The organism is Streptomyces sp. NPDC057438, from assembly GCF_042802995.1.
In the GTDB taxonomy this organism is placed as follows: Bacteria; Actinomycetota; Actinomycetes; order Streptomycetales; family Streptomycetaceae; genus Streptomyces.
Map to the genome: position 1 here is coordinate 1 of NZ_JBHVDD010000008.1, position 14,902 is coordinate 14,902.

A 14,902-nucleotide genomic window follows, 5' to 3' on the forward strand; every position below is an offset into this window, starting at 1 on the left:
CCCCCTGGAGACAGGGGGTGCCGCCCTCGGGCGTGTCCGGGGTCACATCGGACGCGGGCTCGGCGGCGGAATGCCGGGGCGGGCGGGGCGGTTGTCCGGAGAGTGGCTATATGCATGCGCATGTAATGCGGAGCCGCCCGCTGTTCCATCCGTTCGTCCCGAGGAGCCCTCACGTGACCACCGCATCCACCTCCCGCGCCGCCGAGGTGCTGTCCCGGCCCGTCACGATCAACGGTCTGACCGTTCCGAACCGGATCGCCATGGCGCCCATGACGCGCACGTTCTCGCCCGGCGGTGTGCCGGGGCCTGACGTGGCCGCGTACTACGGGCGGCGGGCCGCCGCGGGCGTCGGTCTGATCGTGACCGAGGGGACCTACGTCGGGCACGAGACCGCCGGGGACCTGGACAACGTGCCGAGGTTCGCCGGTGCGGAGCAGCTCGCGGGGTGGGCGAAGGTCGCGGAGGCGGTGCACGCCGGGGGCGGCACGATCGTCCCGCAGCTGTGGCACATCGGGGCCGTCCGGCGGCAGGGACAGCTGTTCCCCGACGCGCCGGTCCTCGGTCCGTCCGGTCTGCGGGTCGACGGCACCGAGGCCGAGGGCGGCCGGGCCATGACGCAGGCCGACATCGACGAGGTCGTCGAGGCGTTCGCCAAGTCCGCCGCCGAGGCCGAGCGCATCGGCATGGACGGGGTGGAGCTGCACGGCGCCCACGGCTACCTGATCGACCAGTTCCTCTGGGAGCGCACCAACCGCCGTACGGACGCCTACGGCGGTGACCTCGTCGCCCGGACGAAGTTCGCGGCGGAGGTCGTGGCGGCCGTGCGGGACTCCGTGTCGGCCGACTTCCCCGTCATCTTCCGCTACTCGCAGTGGAAGCAGGACGGGTACGACGCGCGCCTCGCGCACACGCCCGAGGAGCTGGAGGCGCTGCTCAGCCCGCTCGTGGCGGCCGGGGTCGACGCGTTCCACGCGTCCACGCGCCGCTACTGGCAGGCGGAGTTCGAGGGCTCCGAGCTGAACCTCGCGGGCTGGACGAAGAAGCTCACCGGCAAGCCCGCCATCACGGTCGGCTCGGTCGGCCTGGACGGCGAGTTCCTCACCGCGTTCGCCGGTGAGGGGGCGACCACGAAGGGGATCGACGACCTGCTGAACAGCCTGGAGGCCGAGGAGTTCGACCTCGTCGCCGTGGGCCGCGCGCTCCTCCAGGACCCGCAGTGGGCCGCGAAGGTCCTCGACGGCCGCTTCGGTGAACTGAAGCCGTTCCAGCCGGCGGCGCTGACCTCGCTCAGCTGAGCTTCCCCGGGGCTGTCACACGGGTGCCCTCTCCTGCTGCTCCGGCCGTCCCTGCTGCCCCTGCCCTGCCTCCTGCTCCTGTCGTCGCCGGTCCATCGCCGCGCGGATCTCCGCCGCGCGGGTGTGGACGGTCGACGAGGACACGAGCGCGTCGGGGCGGCGGGCCGGAGTGCGTTCGCCCCGGCACGGGCCGCAGACGCCGCCCGGCAGGGCCTCCGGGCGGCCCGGGGCGCGGCAGTGGGCGCATTCCAGCATGCGCAGGGGAGGGCGGGACGGCGACCGCTCCGGGGCCCGCCGCGGTTCCGGCTCCGGGGGGAGCTTGTCGCGGAGGCGGGTGCGGATGAGGGCCGCCGGGCTGTGGACGGGGGTGGGGAGGCCCGCCGTGAGGGCCCGGTGGATGCGCTCCTCGGTGGCGCCGCGCTCGAACCACGGTGCCAGGAGCGGAGCCAGTTCCGCGCAGTCGGCTTGGGAGAGGGAGAGCGCGGGGGTCTCCCGGCCCAGGGCCGCGAGGAGGATGTGGGCGCGGGAGCGGGTCGGCGGCGGCTTGTACGACTCCTCCGGTACGCCACCCCGGGTGAAGCTCGCCCACCAGGTGTCGTCGCGCGCGGTACGGGAGAACCACGTTCGGGTGATCCAGTGCGAGGTGCCCGACGCGGCGGTCAGATGTTCGCGCCCCCGGCGCAAGTGCCCCGCCTCCTGCAGCCTGTTGAGGGCGGTCCGCAGGGCGCACTGGCCGTACGGCAGCTCCTTGGCCAGCGTCTTCACGCTGATGTCGGCGCCGTCGGGGAGGCGGTCGAGGTACGCGGCGATCGCTGCTTCGCGGGGGAGGAGGTCTGCGAAGTCGTGTGGGGTGCGCGGAAGTTGATCAGGGGCGGCACGTTTGCCGTAGCCCGGTGCGGCCATGGGATGGCGATGCGGAGGGTGAGGGTCCGCGTGCGCGGGCGGGACGGCAGCACTAAAGTTGGCAACAGCCATGGGATCGAATTCTTCCTTCGATCTTGTAGGTCAAGCCCCCGCAGGTGCTGGTAACACCTGGCGGGGGCTGTTTCGTCTGCGGGCACCGTATCAGCAACGTCACGTTGCGTTGCAAGTCGACCGCATGCCGTCAACTTGCCGGGTGGGAGGGTGGGTTGAGGCCCACCTCCCGTTCCTTGAAAAGAGGGCTCGGGGCTGACGGCTTGAGCTTCGGGGGCCGCGGCAGGAGGCATCAGTGAAATTCTGTTCGAGCAGTAGGTGTTGATGCGGTAGGCGTTGGTGACGGACGGGGGTCCTGGTGGGTACGAGACGCGCGCGGAAGATGTTGCGGAAGATGGAGAGCGGTGAACCCGTACGGCTCGCCTTCGGCATGTCGACGATGAAAGGGCTCACCCGACTCGCCTTCCTTGCCGAGCAGTTCGGGTACGCGTACGGGGACCTGAACGTCACCGGCGACAACAAGATGGCGCTGCGCCTCATGCCCGACCCGAGCCCCGAGGGCCGGGAGCGTGCCGAGCGGAACCGGGCGCGGTATCCCGACGCACGGAACGGGGGTCCGTTGCCGCCCGTCGTGCCCGAGGAGATCGAACTTCTCAGGGCCCGCATGATGTTCGACCTCGGCCATCAGCACACGGACAAGGAGCGGTTGGGCCTCGCCGGTATCGGTCTCACCGGGCTGGCCTTCGGCATCGGATACCTGTTCAAGGGCGTTGCTGTCGGCGTTGCTGTCGGTGTCGGCGTCGGTAGCTGGGTCGTACTCATGGGGCTGGCCTGCCTGGGGCTCGCCGCGACCCGTCGCCGCAACGTCAGGTACACCGCCCGGCTGGAGGCCGCCGGGTTCACGCCGGTGACCGACCGGGCCGGGCGCCTGCGGTATCTGCCGTCGGGCGGCCGGCTGCCGGGCCACGGCAACCCGTTCGGCTAGTGCCGCTTCAGGCCGTCGACGAACGCGGACCACGCCTCGGCCCGGAACACGAGCGCCGGGCCGAGGGGTGCCTTCGAGTCCCGCACGGGGATGTGGATGGGGTGGCCTTCGGCGACTTCGAGGCAGTTGCCGCCGCTGTAGCTCGACTTGTGCCAGTGGGCGAGTGCTGCGGCCCCCGGTGCTGCAGGTCAACGGCGAGGGAAGACTGCCGTGTTGAGCGCTTGGTGACACTTGGAGGGAAGCTGTCCCCTTTGTGGCGCGGGCGTGCCAGGCTGGACGGTCATGGATCGAGGGCGGGGGGACGGCTGTGCGGCGAGGGATGCTCGGGCTGGTGTGTCTGGTGGGGTTGGTGTGCGGGTGCGGCGGCCCGGGCGGCGGCCCGGGGGGCGACGCGAAGGCGGGGTCGGACCGGCCGCGCACCACGGCCCCGGGCTCCCCCTCGGGTTCCTCGGGCGGGGGCCGGGCGTACGTGACGTTCACGTCCGCCGAGCCCGTCGCCGCGGAGGCGTTGGACCGGGCGGCAGGGCTGATGCGGGAGCGGGTGAAGGCCGCCAAGCTGACGGATGTCGAGGTGACGGTCGAGGAGCGGCGGCAGATCACGGTGGCCGGTCCGGCCGAGAGCCAGGAGTCGCTGAAGGCACTGGGCGCGCCGGCCGAGCTGGCGTTCCGGCCGGTGCTGGACCAGACGCCGACGGAGGACAAGGGCCGGTGCCGGGCGGACGTGGACGCCTCCCCGTCGCAGCCGCTCACCGCGTGCGGGGAGCAGCAGGACGTCCTGTCCACGTACGAACTCGGCCCCGTGGCCGTGCCCGGTACGGATGTGTCCGACGCGGCGGCGGACGTCGACGCGGCACGCGGGGGCGGCTGGTTCGTGACGCTGGAGTTCACCTCGGCGGGCGCGAAGAAGTTCGCCGACGTCACGGGCAGGCTGGCCCGGCAGACGTCGCCGCAGAACCAGTTCGCCATCGTCCTCGACGGTGTGGTCGTCTCCGCCCCCGCCGTGAGCAGCGCGATCACCGGCGGTGCGGCCGAGATCTCCGGGGACTTCACCCCGCAGGAGGCCGAGGAACTGGCGGCCAACCTGGACACGGGCGCCCTCCCCGTACGCCTGCGGGTGTCCTCCGTGACGACGCTGCCGGCCGGGGTCGGTTAGTCCCGGGCGGCTGTTAGTCTCCGAGGTCGACGAAGGGGGCAGCTCGTGGCCAAGGTCAACATCAGTCTCGATGCCGAACTGGTGGTGGAGGTGATGGTCCTGGCGGGGGTCGGATCGCCGCAGGACGCCGTCGAGGCGGTCGTGCGGGACTACATCGCCCGGGGGCACCGCACCGAGGCCCGCGCCGGGCTCACGGAGCAGGGCCTGCGCGAGGTCGACATCAAGCCGCAGGAGCCCCAGGGCTGACCGCGGTGCCGGCGGCTACGGGCGTTCCAGGTACTGGAGGATGCCGCCGACGGAGAAGCAGAGGGCGCCGGTGAGGGTGCCCCAGTTGGCGATGTCGGCGTTGATCAGGCTGCCGGTGGCCGGGCGGGTGTAGGCGGCGAACGCCGAGACCATGAAGAGGACCGAGCCGAGCTGGTTCACGGCGACGATCCACCAGCCGAGGTCGTGCGGCAGCAGGCGCGGCCGGCCGTGGCAGATCTCCACCAGGGCGAGGTGCCCGGAGATCAGGAAGAGCACGCAGCCGATCATGTCGGGCGTCCAGATCAGACGGTTGACCTGCTGCACGCTCAGGCCCTGGAGGAAGGAGTCGAGCAGGTTGACGCCGAAGACCAGGGTGCCGGCGAACAGGACGAACGTGCTCAGCCAGTCGGCCCGACCCGGCTCGTAGCTCCACCAGCGCCAGCGCCGGGTGACCAGGGCACCTTCGCCGCCCGGCACATGGCGAGGCGCGTTGATCACCTGGAGCAGGGACACATAGCCGCCGGTGTTGAAGCACAGACCGCCGGCGAAGTAGATCGACGCGGCGGTGGTGGCGTCGCCCGAGCCGAACTGGGCGACGGCGGCGCCCGCGGCGAACAGCGCTCCGCCGAGGACGAAGACGGTGGCGGCGATCGCGTTGAGCCTGCGCAGCCGGGCGACGGAGGTGTCGTCGGCGCGGGCGTGGTGAGGGGCGGCCGCGTCGGTCGGGTGGACGGTGATGAGCCCGCGGCGCCGGGCGAGCCGGGACTCCCAGACCGCGGTTCCGCCGCCGGGCGGCTGCCAGGTGAGCCGTGTCGTGAACGGGCCGGCGCCCTCGGCGTGCTGTCGGGCCTGTCCGGGCTGGCTCATCGAGGGCCGTCTGCCGCTGCGCCCATGGCATCTCCCCAGGTCACTGAGGCCGGGCGCCGTCGGCCACGGCCCCAGGACCCCCGTCGACTCTGCCAGACCCGAGGGGACGCGGCCCGGTGTCGGAGCGGCCGTTGGTCCGATCAGCGGATACCGGGCGGCGGCCGGTGATCAGCACGCTCGACACCCTCCCGCCGGATTCCCGCTCAGACGTTCCCCATCGGCTCGATGTCCATCCGGACCGGCTCGCCCCAGATACGGGTCACGTCGTAGTCCGTGAACTCCTGGACCAGGCGGTACGCGACGGCGGGGCGGGGGCCCCGGCGCTGGGCGGCGAGAAACAGCTCGGCCTCGCGGCGGTCGCGGCGGGGGGTGCCGCAGAGCTGCCAGACCTGGCCGTTCCACGCCTCGGGGAGCCAGCGCTGCTGGGGTTCGGGGCGGTCGTCCCGTACGCCGTAGCGCGAGGGGGCCTGGGCGGTGGGGCCGGCGGGGCGGGGAGGGCCGTAGCTGTCGTTCAGCTGGGTGCGGCGGGCTGCGCGGCGGCGGGTCTCGCAGAGAAGACAGAGGTCGGGGGCCTCCTCGTCGACCGGGCCGTTCGGATGCTCGGCGCAGCGCGTCGTCGGCTTGGCCGCCGTGACCGTCTCGTCCAGCAGCTCCAGGGCGCGCTTGATGTCGTCCTTCACCTCGTGCAGCTTGGCGTCCGGTGTGTCGGCGTTCAGCGCGTCGCCGTGCTCGCCGAGGAGGCGCAGGGCGCGGCCGAGGGCGGTGAGCTGGGCGTGGTTCACGGGCTCGGTCCTTCCCTGGCGGGAGTGGGCAGGGGGCATGCGGGACAACAACGATCCCCACCACCGTGCCACACCCCACTGACAACACAGTCCGGGGCCGGGCTGTGCCGGGCCTGGTGTCGGTGGCCGTGGGGGGTCAGCTCGTCGTCGCCGCTGCCAGGGCCGCTCGCAGGTGTCCTCCGGTCTCCGTCAGCAGGCGGGCCGCGGTGGTCGCGTCCACGCCGCTCAGGATGGTGAGGATGGCGTGTTTGACCTGGCCGTTCGTGGCGGTCAGGGCCGTCTCGATCTCGGCGTCCGTCGCGCCCGTGGCGAGGGCGACGATGCGGTGCGAGCGGGCGCGGAGCTTGTCGTTGGTGGCGCGGACGTCGACCATGAGGTTCCCGTAGGTCTTGCCCAGGCGGATCATGGTGATCGTCGAGAGCATGTTGAGGACCAGCTTCTGGGCCGTGCCCGCCTTGAGGCGGGTCGAGCCGGTGACCAGCTCGGGCCCGGCGACGATCTCGATGCCGTGGTCGGCCGCCGCGGCGAGCACGCTGGCCGCGTTGCAGGACAGACCGATCGTGAGCGCGCCGGCCGCGCGCGCGTGCCGCACCGCGCCGACCGCGTACGGCGTGCGGCCGGAGGCGGAGACCCCGACCACCGTGTCGTCGGGCGTCAGCCCGAGCGCGTCGAGGTCGGTCCGGGCCAGCTCCGCCGAGTCCTCCGCCCCCTCGATCGAAGTGACCATGGCCTCCCGGCCGCCCGCGATCAGGCCCACGACCTGCGAGGGCGCGGTGTTGAACGTCGGCGGGCACTCGGACGCGTCGAGGACACCCAGCCGCCCGGCCGTACCCGCCCCCGCGTAGACGAGCCGGCCGCCCCGCGCCATCCGCTCCGCGATCGCGTCGATGGCCGCCGCGATCAGCGGCAGCTGCGCGGCGACCGCCGTCGGCACGGTCGCGTCCTCGGCGTTCATCAGCTTGGCGATGTCGAGCGTCGGCAGCTGGTCGATGTCGGCCAGCTCCGGCCGGAACGCCTCGGTCGTCAGCGACTCCAACTCGGCGCGCACGGCGAGGCGGTTGGGGAAGGCGGCGTCGGCGGTGGTGTCGGAGGAGGCGGGAGGAGGGGTGGGGGGCATGGCGGCTCATTCCGTACGGGGCGGTGGTACGGCGGTGCTGCGCGGGTGACGGGGGCTGCGGTGCGTGAGTGCCGGGTGCGTGGACGGTGCTGGTGCGTGGTGAGGGCCTGGAGGGCCGGGCGGGACGCTCGTCGCCGGGCTCCCTACCGCGACGGGCCCCCGGTGCGGTGCCGGTGCGCCAACGCCTCGTACGACGCCGACAGCGCGGGCGCCGCCGACTCGTACGTCCGTTGCGCCACCCCGACGAACAGGCAGTCCACCACCAGCAGCTGACTCGTCCGGGACGACATCGCCGCTGGTCTCAGCTCGCTCTCCCGGGCCGTGGACGTCGTCAGGACGTGGTCGGCGTACTGGGAGACCGGTCCGTCCGGCCGCCCGGTGACCGCGATCGTCGTGGCCCCGTGGTCGAAGGCGACCCGCAGCGGCTCGATGACGTCGCCCGTCGAGCCGGAGTGGGTGATCGCCACGGCCACGTCCTTCGCGCGGAGCTGCACGGCGTTGGTGACGGCGAGGTGCGGGTCGCTGTGCGCGTGGGCTATCAGTCCTATGCGGAGCAGCTTCTGGGTGAGGTCCTGGGCGACCAGCCCGGACGCCCCGACGCCGTAGATGTCTATGCGGCGGGCCCCGGCGAGCGCTCCGACCGCCGCGCCGAGCTGAGCCATGTCGAGGCCGGCCGCCGTGTCCGCGAGGGTCTGCTGCTCGTCGTACGCGAGCTTGGCGACCACGTCGGACAGCGGGTCGTCGACCGCGATGTCGGCCGTGACCGAGGGAGCGCGGCCCGACTGCTGGTGGGCGGCGAGTCCGGCGAGGGCGAGGCGCAGGTCACGGTAGCCGGGGTAGCCGAGGAGGCGGGCCGTGCGGACGACCGTCGCCTCGCTGGTGCCGGTCAGCTCGGCGAGGCCGGTGACCGTGAGGGCGGCGCAGGCCGCCGGGTCGTTCGCGACGGCCTCCGCGACGCGCTGCATGGAACGGGTCATGGACGGGGCCAGCGTCCGCACCTTCGCCGCGAGGGCGGCGGGGGCGGGCGGCGTGGACGACGTGGTCGCGGAGCCGCTCCGCCCCTCGGCGGGGCGGCCCGCGGCCTGTCCCGCCGCGGCTGCGAAAATTTCCTTCACGTCATCACTCACATAATGAAAGATATTTTCTGTCCGGCCCTGTGGTCAAGGGCCGCACAATGGATGCATGAGCCCCAGCAGTGACCCCGTGAGCCCCCTTGAGCAGGCGCTGCACGCGGCCCGCGCCCTCGTGCTCGCCGACCTGGCGGCCGGGAGGGTCGCCGAGGCCGATGTCGTCTCCATGGTCGAGGAATCGGTCGTCCAGCGCCGCTGGTGGGTCGAGCAGTGGCCGGACGGCGTGCCGTACGTCGCCGGGCTCGTCGCCCAGGACGTCCAGGACGCCCTGCTCGAACGGTACGGCCGCTGGCCCCTCTGCCCGGTCTGCGACGACGGCGACCCGCACGCGCTCGACGTGGAACCGGAGCTGGGACCCGATCCGCGGTGGGTGTGCCACCAGGCGGGGGTGCGGGTCGCGGCGGTGGGGGCGCTGGGGGCGGCGTTCGGAGGGGAGTTCGGGGAGGGGCCCGGAGAGGGGTTCGAGAGGGGGTCTTCCTCGTGAGCCTCTACATCGATCCGCCCACCTGGCCGGGGCACGGGCGCATGTGGTCCCACCTCGTGAGCGACGCGTCCTTCGACGAACTGCACGCCTTCGCACGGCGGTTGGACATCCCCGAGCGCGCCTTCGAACGCGACCACTACGACATCCCGTCCCACCGCTACGAGGAGGTCGTGCGGGCGGGGGCCGTGCAGGTGGGTTCGAAGGAACTGCTGCGCAGGCTGACGGAGGCGGGACTGCGCCGGCCGAAGCGACGGGGAGCCACGAGGGCCTGAGCGGACCCGGCCGGTGCGAGCCCGGCCGGTGCGCGTCAGGCCGGTGCGCGTCAGGCCCGTGTGGTCCCGGCCCGTGCGACCCCGGCTTGTGCGGTCCCGCCCGTGCGGTCCCGGCCCCTGCGCGTCAGGCCCGTGCGAGGTGGGTCCGTGCGAGTCGGGCCCGCACGGGCGTCAGGTGCCGAAACGGAGTTCGTACGCGCACTGCGTCCCGTGCTCGCCGTCCCCCCAGTCGTCGCTGACCTTCTCGAAGCCGGCCCGGGAGACGACGCCCTGGGACGCCGTGTTGGTCTTCTCGACGACCGCGAACAGCGACTTCACGTCCCCCCGCTCCCGGGCCCGTTCCCGCGCCCAGCCGACCAGTCCGCGCAGGGCCTCGGTCATGTAGCCGCGGCCGCGCGCCCCCTCGACCAGGTCGTAGCCGACCTCGACGCGGCCCTCCTCGTCCGGTGCGCCGTGGTAGCCGAGCGCGCCGACGGCCAGCCCGTCCTCCTTGCGCACGAGCACGAACATGCCCCACTCGGGCCGGTGCACCCCCGCCTCGTACCCCTGGAACGCCAGCCCCGCCCCGACCCGCGTCCCGTCGATGGGCCCGCCCACGATCCACTCGAAGCCCCCGGTGCCGCCCTCGGCGAGATCGGACGCGGCGGCCGGGTGGACGCCCTGGAGGACGATCCGCCCGGCGTCGATGTGCAGCGGATTGCTCCACTGCCAGTGTGTGACGGGCGCGCGCCCCGGCAGCTCACCCCGGCCGGTGGCCCACAACAGGGTCGCCCAGGGGTCGTCACCGGGCCTGACGTGCGGGAAGAGGCGCGCGAGCACGGACTCGCACAGCCCGACGGGCGGCACGTGCGCGGACGCGGGCAGCCCGAGCCCCTCCGCGATGTCGTGGGTGTGCAGCAGCACCTCGGCGACCCCCATCGCCGCGAAGCCCTCCCGGTCGGCCGCGCGGAACGGGTACGGGTGGAAGGCGCGGACCGAGCGGGGAGTGGCGGTGACGGTGGCGGACAGCAGAGCGCCCATCGTCCGGATCACCTCCAGCACGTCGGCGTTCCCCTCGCAGTCCGACATGTCCATCTCGAACGGCACCCAACGCGTCGTCGGCCGCCCCGCCAACTGCCCCGCGTACTCGATCAGGTCCGTCGCGATGTGGTCGGCCGTCCCCCGGCAGCTCCACTCCAGCCGGCCGGCCTTGACGCCCTCCCAGTCCCGGTCGACCACCGTCCCCAGCACCGCCAGACAGTGTTCGACCGCTTCCTGTACCTGTTCCCCACCCATTGGTCGCATGGCGGCGAGGATAGGCGGGGTCAGACGTCCGTACGTACCGGATTTACGGCGCTGTCACCGCTCCCGGCCACGAGCCGGGAGGCCCGCGTACGCCGGTGCAGGCGCAGGGACACGGCGGTGGTGCCGATCGCGGCCGCCGTGATGGCGCCGCCCGCCCAGGCCGTGGAGGCGAAGCCGAAGCCCGCGTCGATGACCACCCCGCCGACCCAGGGGCCGCCGGTGTTGCCGAGGTTGAACGCGGCCGTGGTGGTGGCGCCCGCCAGGGTGGGGGCGGCGCCGGCGACGTTGAACAGCCGGGCGTTGAGCGCCGGGGCGGTGTAGAAGCAGGACACCCCGAGGAGGAAGGAGATCAGGACGGCGGCCACGGCGTACTGGGCGAGGAGGGCCAGGGCGACGAGGAAGACGGTGGAGGCGGTGATGCCGCTGATCAGCACCCCGAAGAGGTGAGCGTCCGCGACCCGGCCCCCGATCGCCGTGCCGATCAGCGCACCGATCCCGAACAGCGCGAGAACCGTCGGCACCCATCCGGCGTCCAGTCCCGCCACGTCCGTGAGCAGCGGCGCGAGATAGCTGAACGCGCAGAAGACACCCCCGGCGGCGAGCGCCACGACGGCGATGGTCAGCCAGACCTGGCGGTCGCGGTAGATCCGGACCTCCTGCCCCAGCCGGGGCAGCTCCTCGGGCCGGGGAATGGCCGGAACCAGGGTCACGACCCCGACGAGCGCGACCGCCGAGGCCACCGCCACCGCCCAGAACGCCGAACGCCACCCGAAGTGCTCCCCGAGGAACGCCCCCGCCGGAACCCCGAGCACGTTCGCGATCGACAAGCCGCCGATCATGATGGCCAGCGCCCGCGCCCGCGCGTTCACCGGCACCATCGCCACGGCCACGGCCGCGCCGACCGCCCAGAACCCCGCACAGGCGAGCGCGCTCACCACCCGGGAGGCGAAGAGGACGCCGTAGTTCGGGGCGAGGGCGCCCGCGACCTGCCCGAAACCGAAGATCGTGATCAGCGCGACGAGAGTCGTACGCCGGGGCAGACGCAGGGTCGCGACCGCCAGCAGCGGCGCCCCGACCACCATCCCGATCGCGAAGGCCGAGATCAGCAGCCCCGCCCGGGGAATGGAGACGTGCATGTCCTCGGCGATGGGCGGCAGCAGCCCCGAGAGCATGAACTCACTGGTGCCGAGCGCGAAGACGGCGAGGCCGAGGACGTAGACGGAGAGAGGTATGCGGAAGCGGGCGGAGGGGTCCGGAGCGGTGGCGGAAGAGGACATATACATGGGCAACCGACGGTCGACGGGCCGCATTCCCCCGGGTGCCCCGGAGGCCTCCCCGCCCGGCCGACCGCTGGGTCCGCATGCTTCCTGGCCGGCCGGCCGCCGGGCCCGCGTGCCTCCTGCTCGGCCGCTCCGGCCGGGTCCGCGGCCGCTATCCGGCCGGAGCCGTCAGTCCCGCCAGTTCGGTGCGCAGGTTCTCCCGCGCCGGGCCCTCCCACTCCCGTTCCCCGTACGGCGTCCTGAACAGCCGGGGCAGGTCGAGCAGCTGGCGCAGCACCGCCGCCCGGCCCTCCCGGAAGGTCTCGTCCGGCACGAACCCGTACTCCTCCCGCACGGCGGCGGCGTAGGCGGCGTACGCGTCCGGCGGCGACGCCAGGATCGCCAGATCCGCGTCGCACAGCACCTGACCGTTGGTGTCGTCGTCGGCCGGATCGTGGGTGATCGTCAGCCGCACCAGCCGGGCGACCTCCGCCACCTTCTCCGCCGGCACCCCGGCCTCGGTCAGTGCCCGCTCGGCGAGCCGGGCCGACCGCTCCTCGTTCTCCGACCGGTCGGGCAGGTACACGGCGTCGTGGAACCAGGTCGCCAGCCGCACGAGATCCGGGTCCGCCGCGTACTCCTCCAGCACCTCGACCCGGTCCAGTACCGCCGTGAGGTGATCAAGGGTGTGGTACTTCCGCTGGGGTTCCGCCCACCGTTCGATCAGGTTGTCGGCGTACGGCGTCGGCGCGGGACCGGGGGCCCCGTCCCGGGCGGCGAGCAGCGCGGGGAGCCAGCGGTGGCGGAGGGCGTCGCGGCGGGCGTCGAGGGCCTTGCGTGTCTCGGGCTTCGCGGGCGTCTCGGGCTTCTCGGGGTCGGACATGGACGCATTGTGCCGTGGCCGTGGCCCTGGCCGGGTCTCAGGGTGAGCCCGGCCATGAGTACCCGGGGATCAGCCCCAGGTGGCGAGGGACTTCGCCGCGCAGCCCTTCTCCTGGCCCGCCGCTTCGGGGTGGAAGGTCGCGGCGGATTCGGTGAGGTTGAGGTCGCGCCTCGGTCCTCGACCGTGTGGGCCGGGCGCTCGTCCGGGTGGCGGACGTGACGGACTCGTCCTTCGCTTCCACTTCTTGGTAAATTGGACTAGACCTGTTGGACTAGACCTGTTGCCGTCACGTGAAGCCGATGCCCGAGGGAAGGGGCCCCATGACCACGCGCGCGCTTCTGGAGGTGATCGCCCTCGACGCCGAGGACGCCGTCGCCGCCCAGACCGGAGGTGCCGACCGGTTGGAGCTGGTCGCGGACATGCGGGCCGACGGACTCACCCCGGCGGTCGCGACGTTCGTGGAGGTGCGGGCCGCCGTCGACATCCCGGTACGGGTCATGCTGCGGCTCGCCGACGGGTTCGCGGCGGGACGCGTGGACGCGCTGGTGCGGGTGGCGTGCGATCTGCGCGCGGCCGGGGCGGAGGAGTTCGTGCTCGGGTTCCTGGGCGAGGACGGCGGGCCCGATCTGGACGCGGTGGAGCGGGTGGTCGCCGAGCTGGACGGGCGGGCGTGGACGTTCCACCGGGCGATCGACCGTGCCGCCGACCGGGAGGCCCTGCGCAAGCAGCTCGCGGACCTGCCGGGGCTGGACACGTACCTGACGGCGGGCTCGGTGGACGGGGTCGACGACGGGCTCCCGGTGTTGCTGGCCGAGGCCGCGCGGCGCGGCGACCCCGGTTACACCCAGCGCCTGATGATCGGCGGGGGCCTGCGTCTCGACCACGTCCCGCGCCTGCGCGCCGCCCGCGTGGACGCCTTCCACATCGGAGGAGCGGCCCGCCCGGAGGGCTGGACCACCCCGGTCGCCGCCGACGCCGTACGAGAGTGGCGTACGGCCCTGGACGCGTGACCGCCCCGCCGTGACGGGCGGTCGTCCGCGGCCGGTGGCCGGTGGCCGGAGTCGCCGGTCACCGCCCGTGCGAGGGCAGCGCGGCCCTGCCGTACTCCGGGTCGCCGAGGTCCTCCCGCAACCGGGCCAGCAGCGGGACGAGCTGGCCGCGGGTCATCTTGCGCAGGCGTCCCTCGTGCGTCCAGGCGCTGACCGCCGTGGGGTCGATGAGCACGATCTCGGGGGTCCAGTCGGCGCCGAAGCGGATGACGGCCTGCATGAGCGGGACCCACTTCAGTCTGCCCGGGTCCTGGAAACCGGGGAGGGGAGGGAAGGTGGGAGGCTGCCACGCGGGGCCGTGCACCTCACGCAACTCCGCCTCCCGCTCGATCAGTTCGTACTCGGCGGCGAGCCGGAAGTGGTCGTACTCCTGCCGCAGGTCCGTGCCCTCGCGGTCGCCGTAGAGCAGCACGAGCACCGACTCGGGGCGGCGCAGGCGCATCACCTCGGTCAGTTCCCACAGGGTGCCCTCGCTGGTGCCGGCCACGAGGAGGACGAGGCGGGCGTCCGTGATCAGTGAGGTGACCGTGGGCTGCCAGTCCTGGAGGGGGAGGTAGAGGCGGCGCGAGCCGGGCAGCGGGAGCGCCTCGTCGGGCTCTCCCACGGCGAGGGGGCGTCCGAAACCACGGAAGGTCCGGCACACCCCTTCCTCCAGGGTGAGCGAACTGCCGCTCACCAGCGCGCCGCCCGTCCCCGTCCAGCGGCTGAACGCGTGCCGCATCGCCTTGCCGGTGACGTCCTCCGCGAAGGGGCGCAGATAGAGGACGTACGGCTCGCTCCTGGCCTCGTCGAGCGTGCGGACCACGCGGACGTGGTGACGCCGGCCCTGACGCCGCATGCGCAGGCCCACGGTCAGCGACACCGCGCCCCAGAGCCCGATCCCGAGGACGATCAGGACGTTGCGCGGCACGGACTCGTCGGCGACGGGAACGAAGACGGTGTGCAGCCGGTTCGCCGCCAGGATCACGAGCAGCCCACCGCAGAGCGTTCCGGCCAGCCCCACGACCCGTAACCCGCAGCCGAGCAGCGGACGCTGGCGCCGACGGGGTGCACCGAGGGGTGGAAGTGCGGGAGGCGGAAGGGCGGGCGGAGGGAGACCGGGAGGCGGAGGCCCGGGAAGCGGGAGTCCGGGGGGCGGGACGGGCGGACCGGGGTGATCTGGCATGGAGGCCACCAGACCG

At 73.2% G+C, this 14,902-nt stretch carries 16 protein-coding genes and 1 pseudogene; 7 read left to right on the forward strand and 10 right to left on the reverse strand.

Annotated elements, in window-relative coordinates:
• Positions 1–173 precede the first annotated feature (173 nt).
• Positions 174–1,295 (forward strand): NADH:flavin oxidoreductase, encoded by a 1,122-nt coding sequence (locus ACFU5F_RS07160; protein WP_383883149.1) that lies wholly within the window; start codon positions 174–176, stop codon positions 1,293–1,295.
• Positions 1,296–1,310: 15 nt separating this feature from the next.
• On the opposite strand, the gene ACFU5F_RS07165 is transcribed toward ACFU5F_RS07160, so the two are convergent.
• On the reverse strand, positions 1,311–2,198 hold the full coding sequence (locus ACFU5F_RS07165) for a hypothetical protein (RefSeq protein ID WP_383883152.1): 888 nt from the start codon (positions 2,196–2,198) through the stop codon (positions 1,311–1,313).
• Between the two features lie 406 nt (positions 2,199–2,604).
• Here ACFU5F_RS07165 and ACFU5F_RS07170 point away from each other — a divergent pair, with 406 nt between their 5' ends.
• On the forward strand, positions 2,605–3,195 hold the full coding sequence (locus ACFU5F_RS07170; RefSeq protein WP_383883155.1) for a hypothetical protein: 591 nt from the start codon (positions 2,605–2,607) through the stop codon (positions 3,193–3,195).
• Here the strand turns inward: ACFU5F_RS07170 and ACFU5F_RS07175 are convergent.
• A pseudogene (locus ACFU5F_RS07175) lies at positions 3,192–3,344 on the reverse strand (DUF397 domain-containing protein); the annotation flags it as partial. The gene ACFU5F_RS07170 and the pseudogene ACFU5F_RS07175 overlap by 4 nt on opposite strands.
• A gap of 320 nt (positions 3,345–3,664) precedes the next feature.
• On the opposite strand from ACFU5F_RS07175, the gene ACFU5F_RS07180 reads away from it, so the two are divergent.
• On the forward strand, positions 3,665–4,348 hold the full coding sequence (locus ACFU5F_RS07180) for a hypothetical protein (RefSeq protein WP_383883157.1): 684 nt from the start codon (positions 3,665–3,667) through the stop codon (positions 4,346–4,348).
• 45 nt (positions 4,349–4,393) lie between these two features.
• A complete protein-coding gene (locus tag ACFU5F_RS07185; RefSeq protein WP_383883160.1) occupies positions 4,394–4,594 on the forward strand; it encodes a type II toxin-antitoxin system VapB family antitoxin in 201 nt (66 codons plus the stop codon).
• A 15-nt stretch (positions 4,595–4,609) separates the two neighbouring features.
• Here ACFU5F_RS07185 and ACFU5F_RS07190 read toward each other — a convergent pair whose 3' ends face one another.
• From ACFU5F_RS07190 to ACFU5F_RS07205, 4 genes are all read right to left on the reverse strand, one after another.
• The gene (locus ACFU5F_RS07190) at positions 4,610–5,461 is read right to left on the reverse strand and encodes a hypothetical protein (protein WP_383883162.1); all 852 of its coding nucleotides are present in this window, start codon (positions 5,459–5,461) and stop codon (positions 4,610–4,612) included.
• Positions 5,462–5,664: 203 nt separating this feature from the next.
• On the reverse strand, positions 5,665–6,243 hold the full coding sequence (locus ACFU5F_RS07195; protein WP_383883165.1) for a hypothetical protein: 579 nt from the start codon (positions 6,241–6,243) through the stop codon (positions 5,665–5,667).
• Between the two features lie 136 nt (positions 6,244–6,379).
• The gene (murQ, locus tag ACFU5F_RS07200) at positions 6,380–7,360 is read right to left on the reverse strand and encodes an N-acetylmuramic acid 6-phosphate etherase (RefSeq protein WP_383883167.1); all 981 of its coding nucleotides are present in this window, start codon (positions 7,358–7,360) and stop codon (positions 6,380–6,382) included.
• Between the two features lie 143 nt (positions 7,361–7,503).
• The gene (locus tag ACFU5F_RS07205; RefSeq protein WP_383883169.1) at positions 7,504–8,487 is read right to left on the reverse strand and encodes a MurR/RpiR family transcriptional regulator; all 984 of its coding nucleotides are present in this window, start codon (positions 8,485–8,487) and stop codon (positions 7,504–7,506) included.
• Between the two features lie 55 nt (positions 8,488–8,542).
• On the opposite strand from ACFU5F_RS07205, the gene ACFU5F_RS07210 reads away from it, so the two are divergent.
• Together ACFU5F_RS07210 and ACFU5F_RS07215 are read left to right on the forward strand one after the other, a co-directional pair.
• Positions 8,543–8,974 (forward strand): hypothetical protein, encoded by a 432-nt coding sequence (locus tag ACFU5F_RS07210; RefSeq protein WP_383883172.1) that lies wholly within the window; start codon positions 8,543–8,545, stop codon positions 8,972–8,974.
• Complete coding sequence (locus ACFU5F_RS07215; RefSeq protein WP_383883175.1) at positions 8,971–9,246, forward strand: DUF4031 domain-containing protein; 276 nt, start codon at positions 8,971–8,973, stop codon at positions 9,244–9,246. Before ACFU5F_RS07210 ends, ACFU5F_RS07215 begins: the two co-directional genes overlap by 4 nt.
• 171 nt (positions 9,247–9,417) lie before the next feature.
• On the opposite strand, the gene ACFU5F_RS07220 is transcribed toward ACFU5F_RS07215, so the two are convergent.
• The 3 genes from ACFU5F_RS07220 to ACFU5F_RS07230 all read right to left on the reverse strand — a co-directional run bounded on the left by ACFU5F_RS07220 (position 9,418) and on the right by ACFU5F_RS07230 (position 12,672).
• Complete coding sequence (locus ACFU5F_RS07220; RefSeq protein ID WP_383883458.1) at positions 9,418–10,521, reverse strand: GNAT family N-acetyltransferase; 1,104 nt, start codon at positions 10,519–10,521, stop codon at positions 9,418–9,420.
• Positions 10,522–10,550: 29 nt separating this feature from the next.
• On the reverse strand, positions 10,551–11,762 hold the full coding sequence (locus ACFU5F_RS07225) for a Cmx/CmrA family chloramphenicol efflux MFS transporter (RefSeq protein WP_383883460.1): 1,212 nt from the start codon (positions 11,760–11,762) through the stop codon (positions 10,551–10,553).
• A 199-nt stretch (positions 11,763–11,961) separates the two neighbouring features.
• Positions 11,962–12,672, reverse strand: a complete 711-nt coding sequence (locus ACFU5F_RS07230) for a hypothetical protein (RefSeq protein WP_383883177.1) — start codon at positions 12,670–12,672, stop codon at positions 11,962–11,964.
• 320 nt (positions 12,673–12,992) lie between these two features.
• Between ACFU5F_RS07230 and ACFU5F_RS07235 the strand changes: the two genes are divergently transcribed.
• The gene (locus ACFU5F_RS07235) at positions 12,993–13,682 is read left to right on the forward strand and encodes a copper homeostasis protein CutC (RefSeq protein WP_383883178.1); all 690 of its coding nucleotides are present in this window, start codon (positions 12,993–12,995) and stop codon (positions 13,680–13,682) included.
• Positions 13,683–13,740: 58 nt separating this feature from the next.
• Here the strand turns inward: ACFU5F_RS07235 and ACFU5F_RS07240 are convergent, their stop codons facing one another.
• Positions 13,741–14,724: a hypothetical protein gene (locus ACFU5F_RS07240; RefSeq protein ID WP_383883181.1), complete on the reverse strand. Its 984-nt coding sequence runs from the start codon at positions 14,722–14,724 to the stop codon at positions 13,741–13,743.
• Positions 14,725–14,902: the final 178 nt, after the last annotated feature.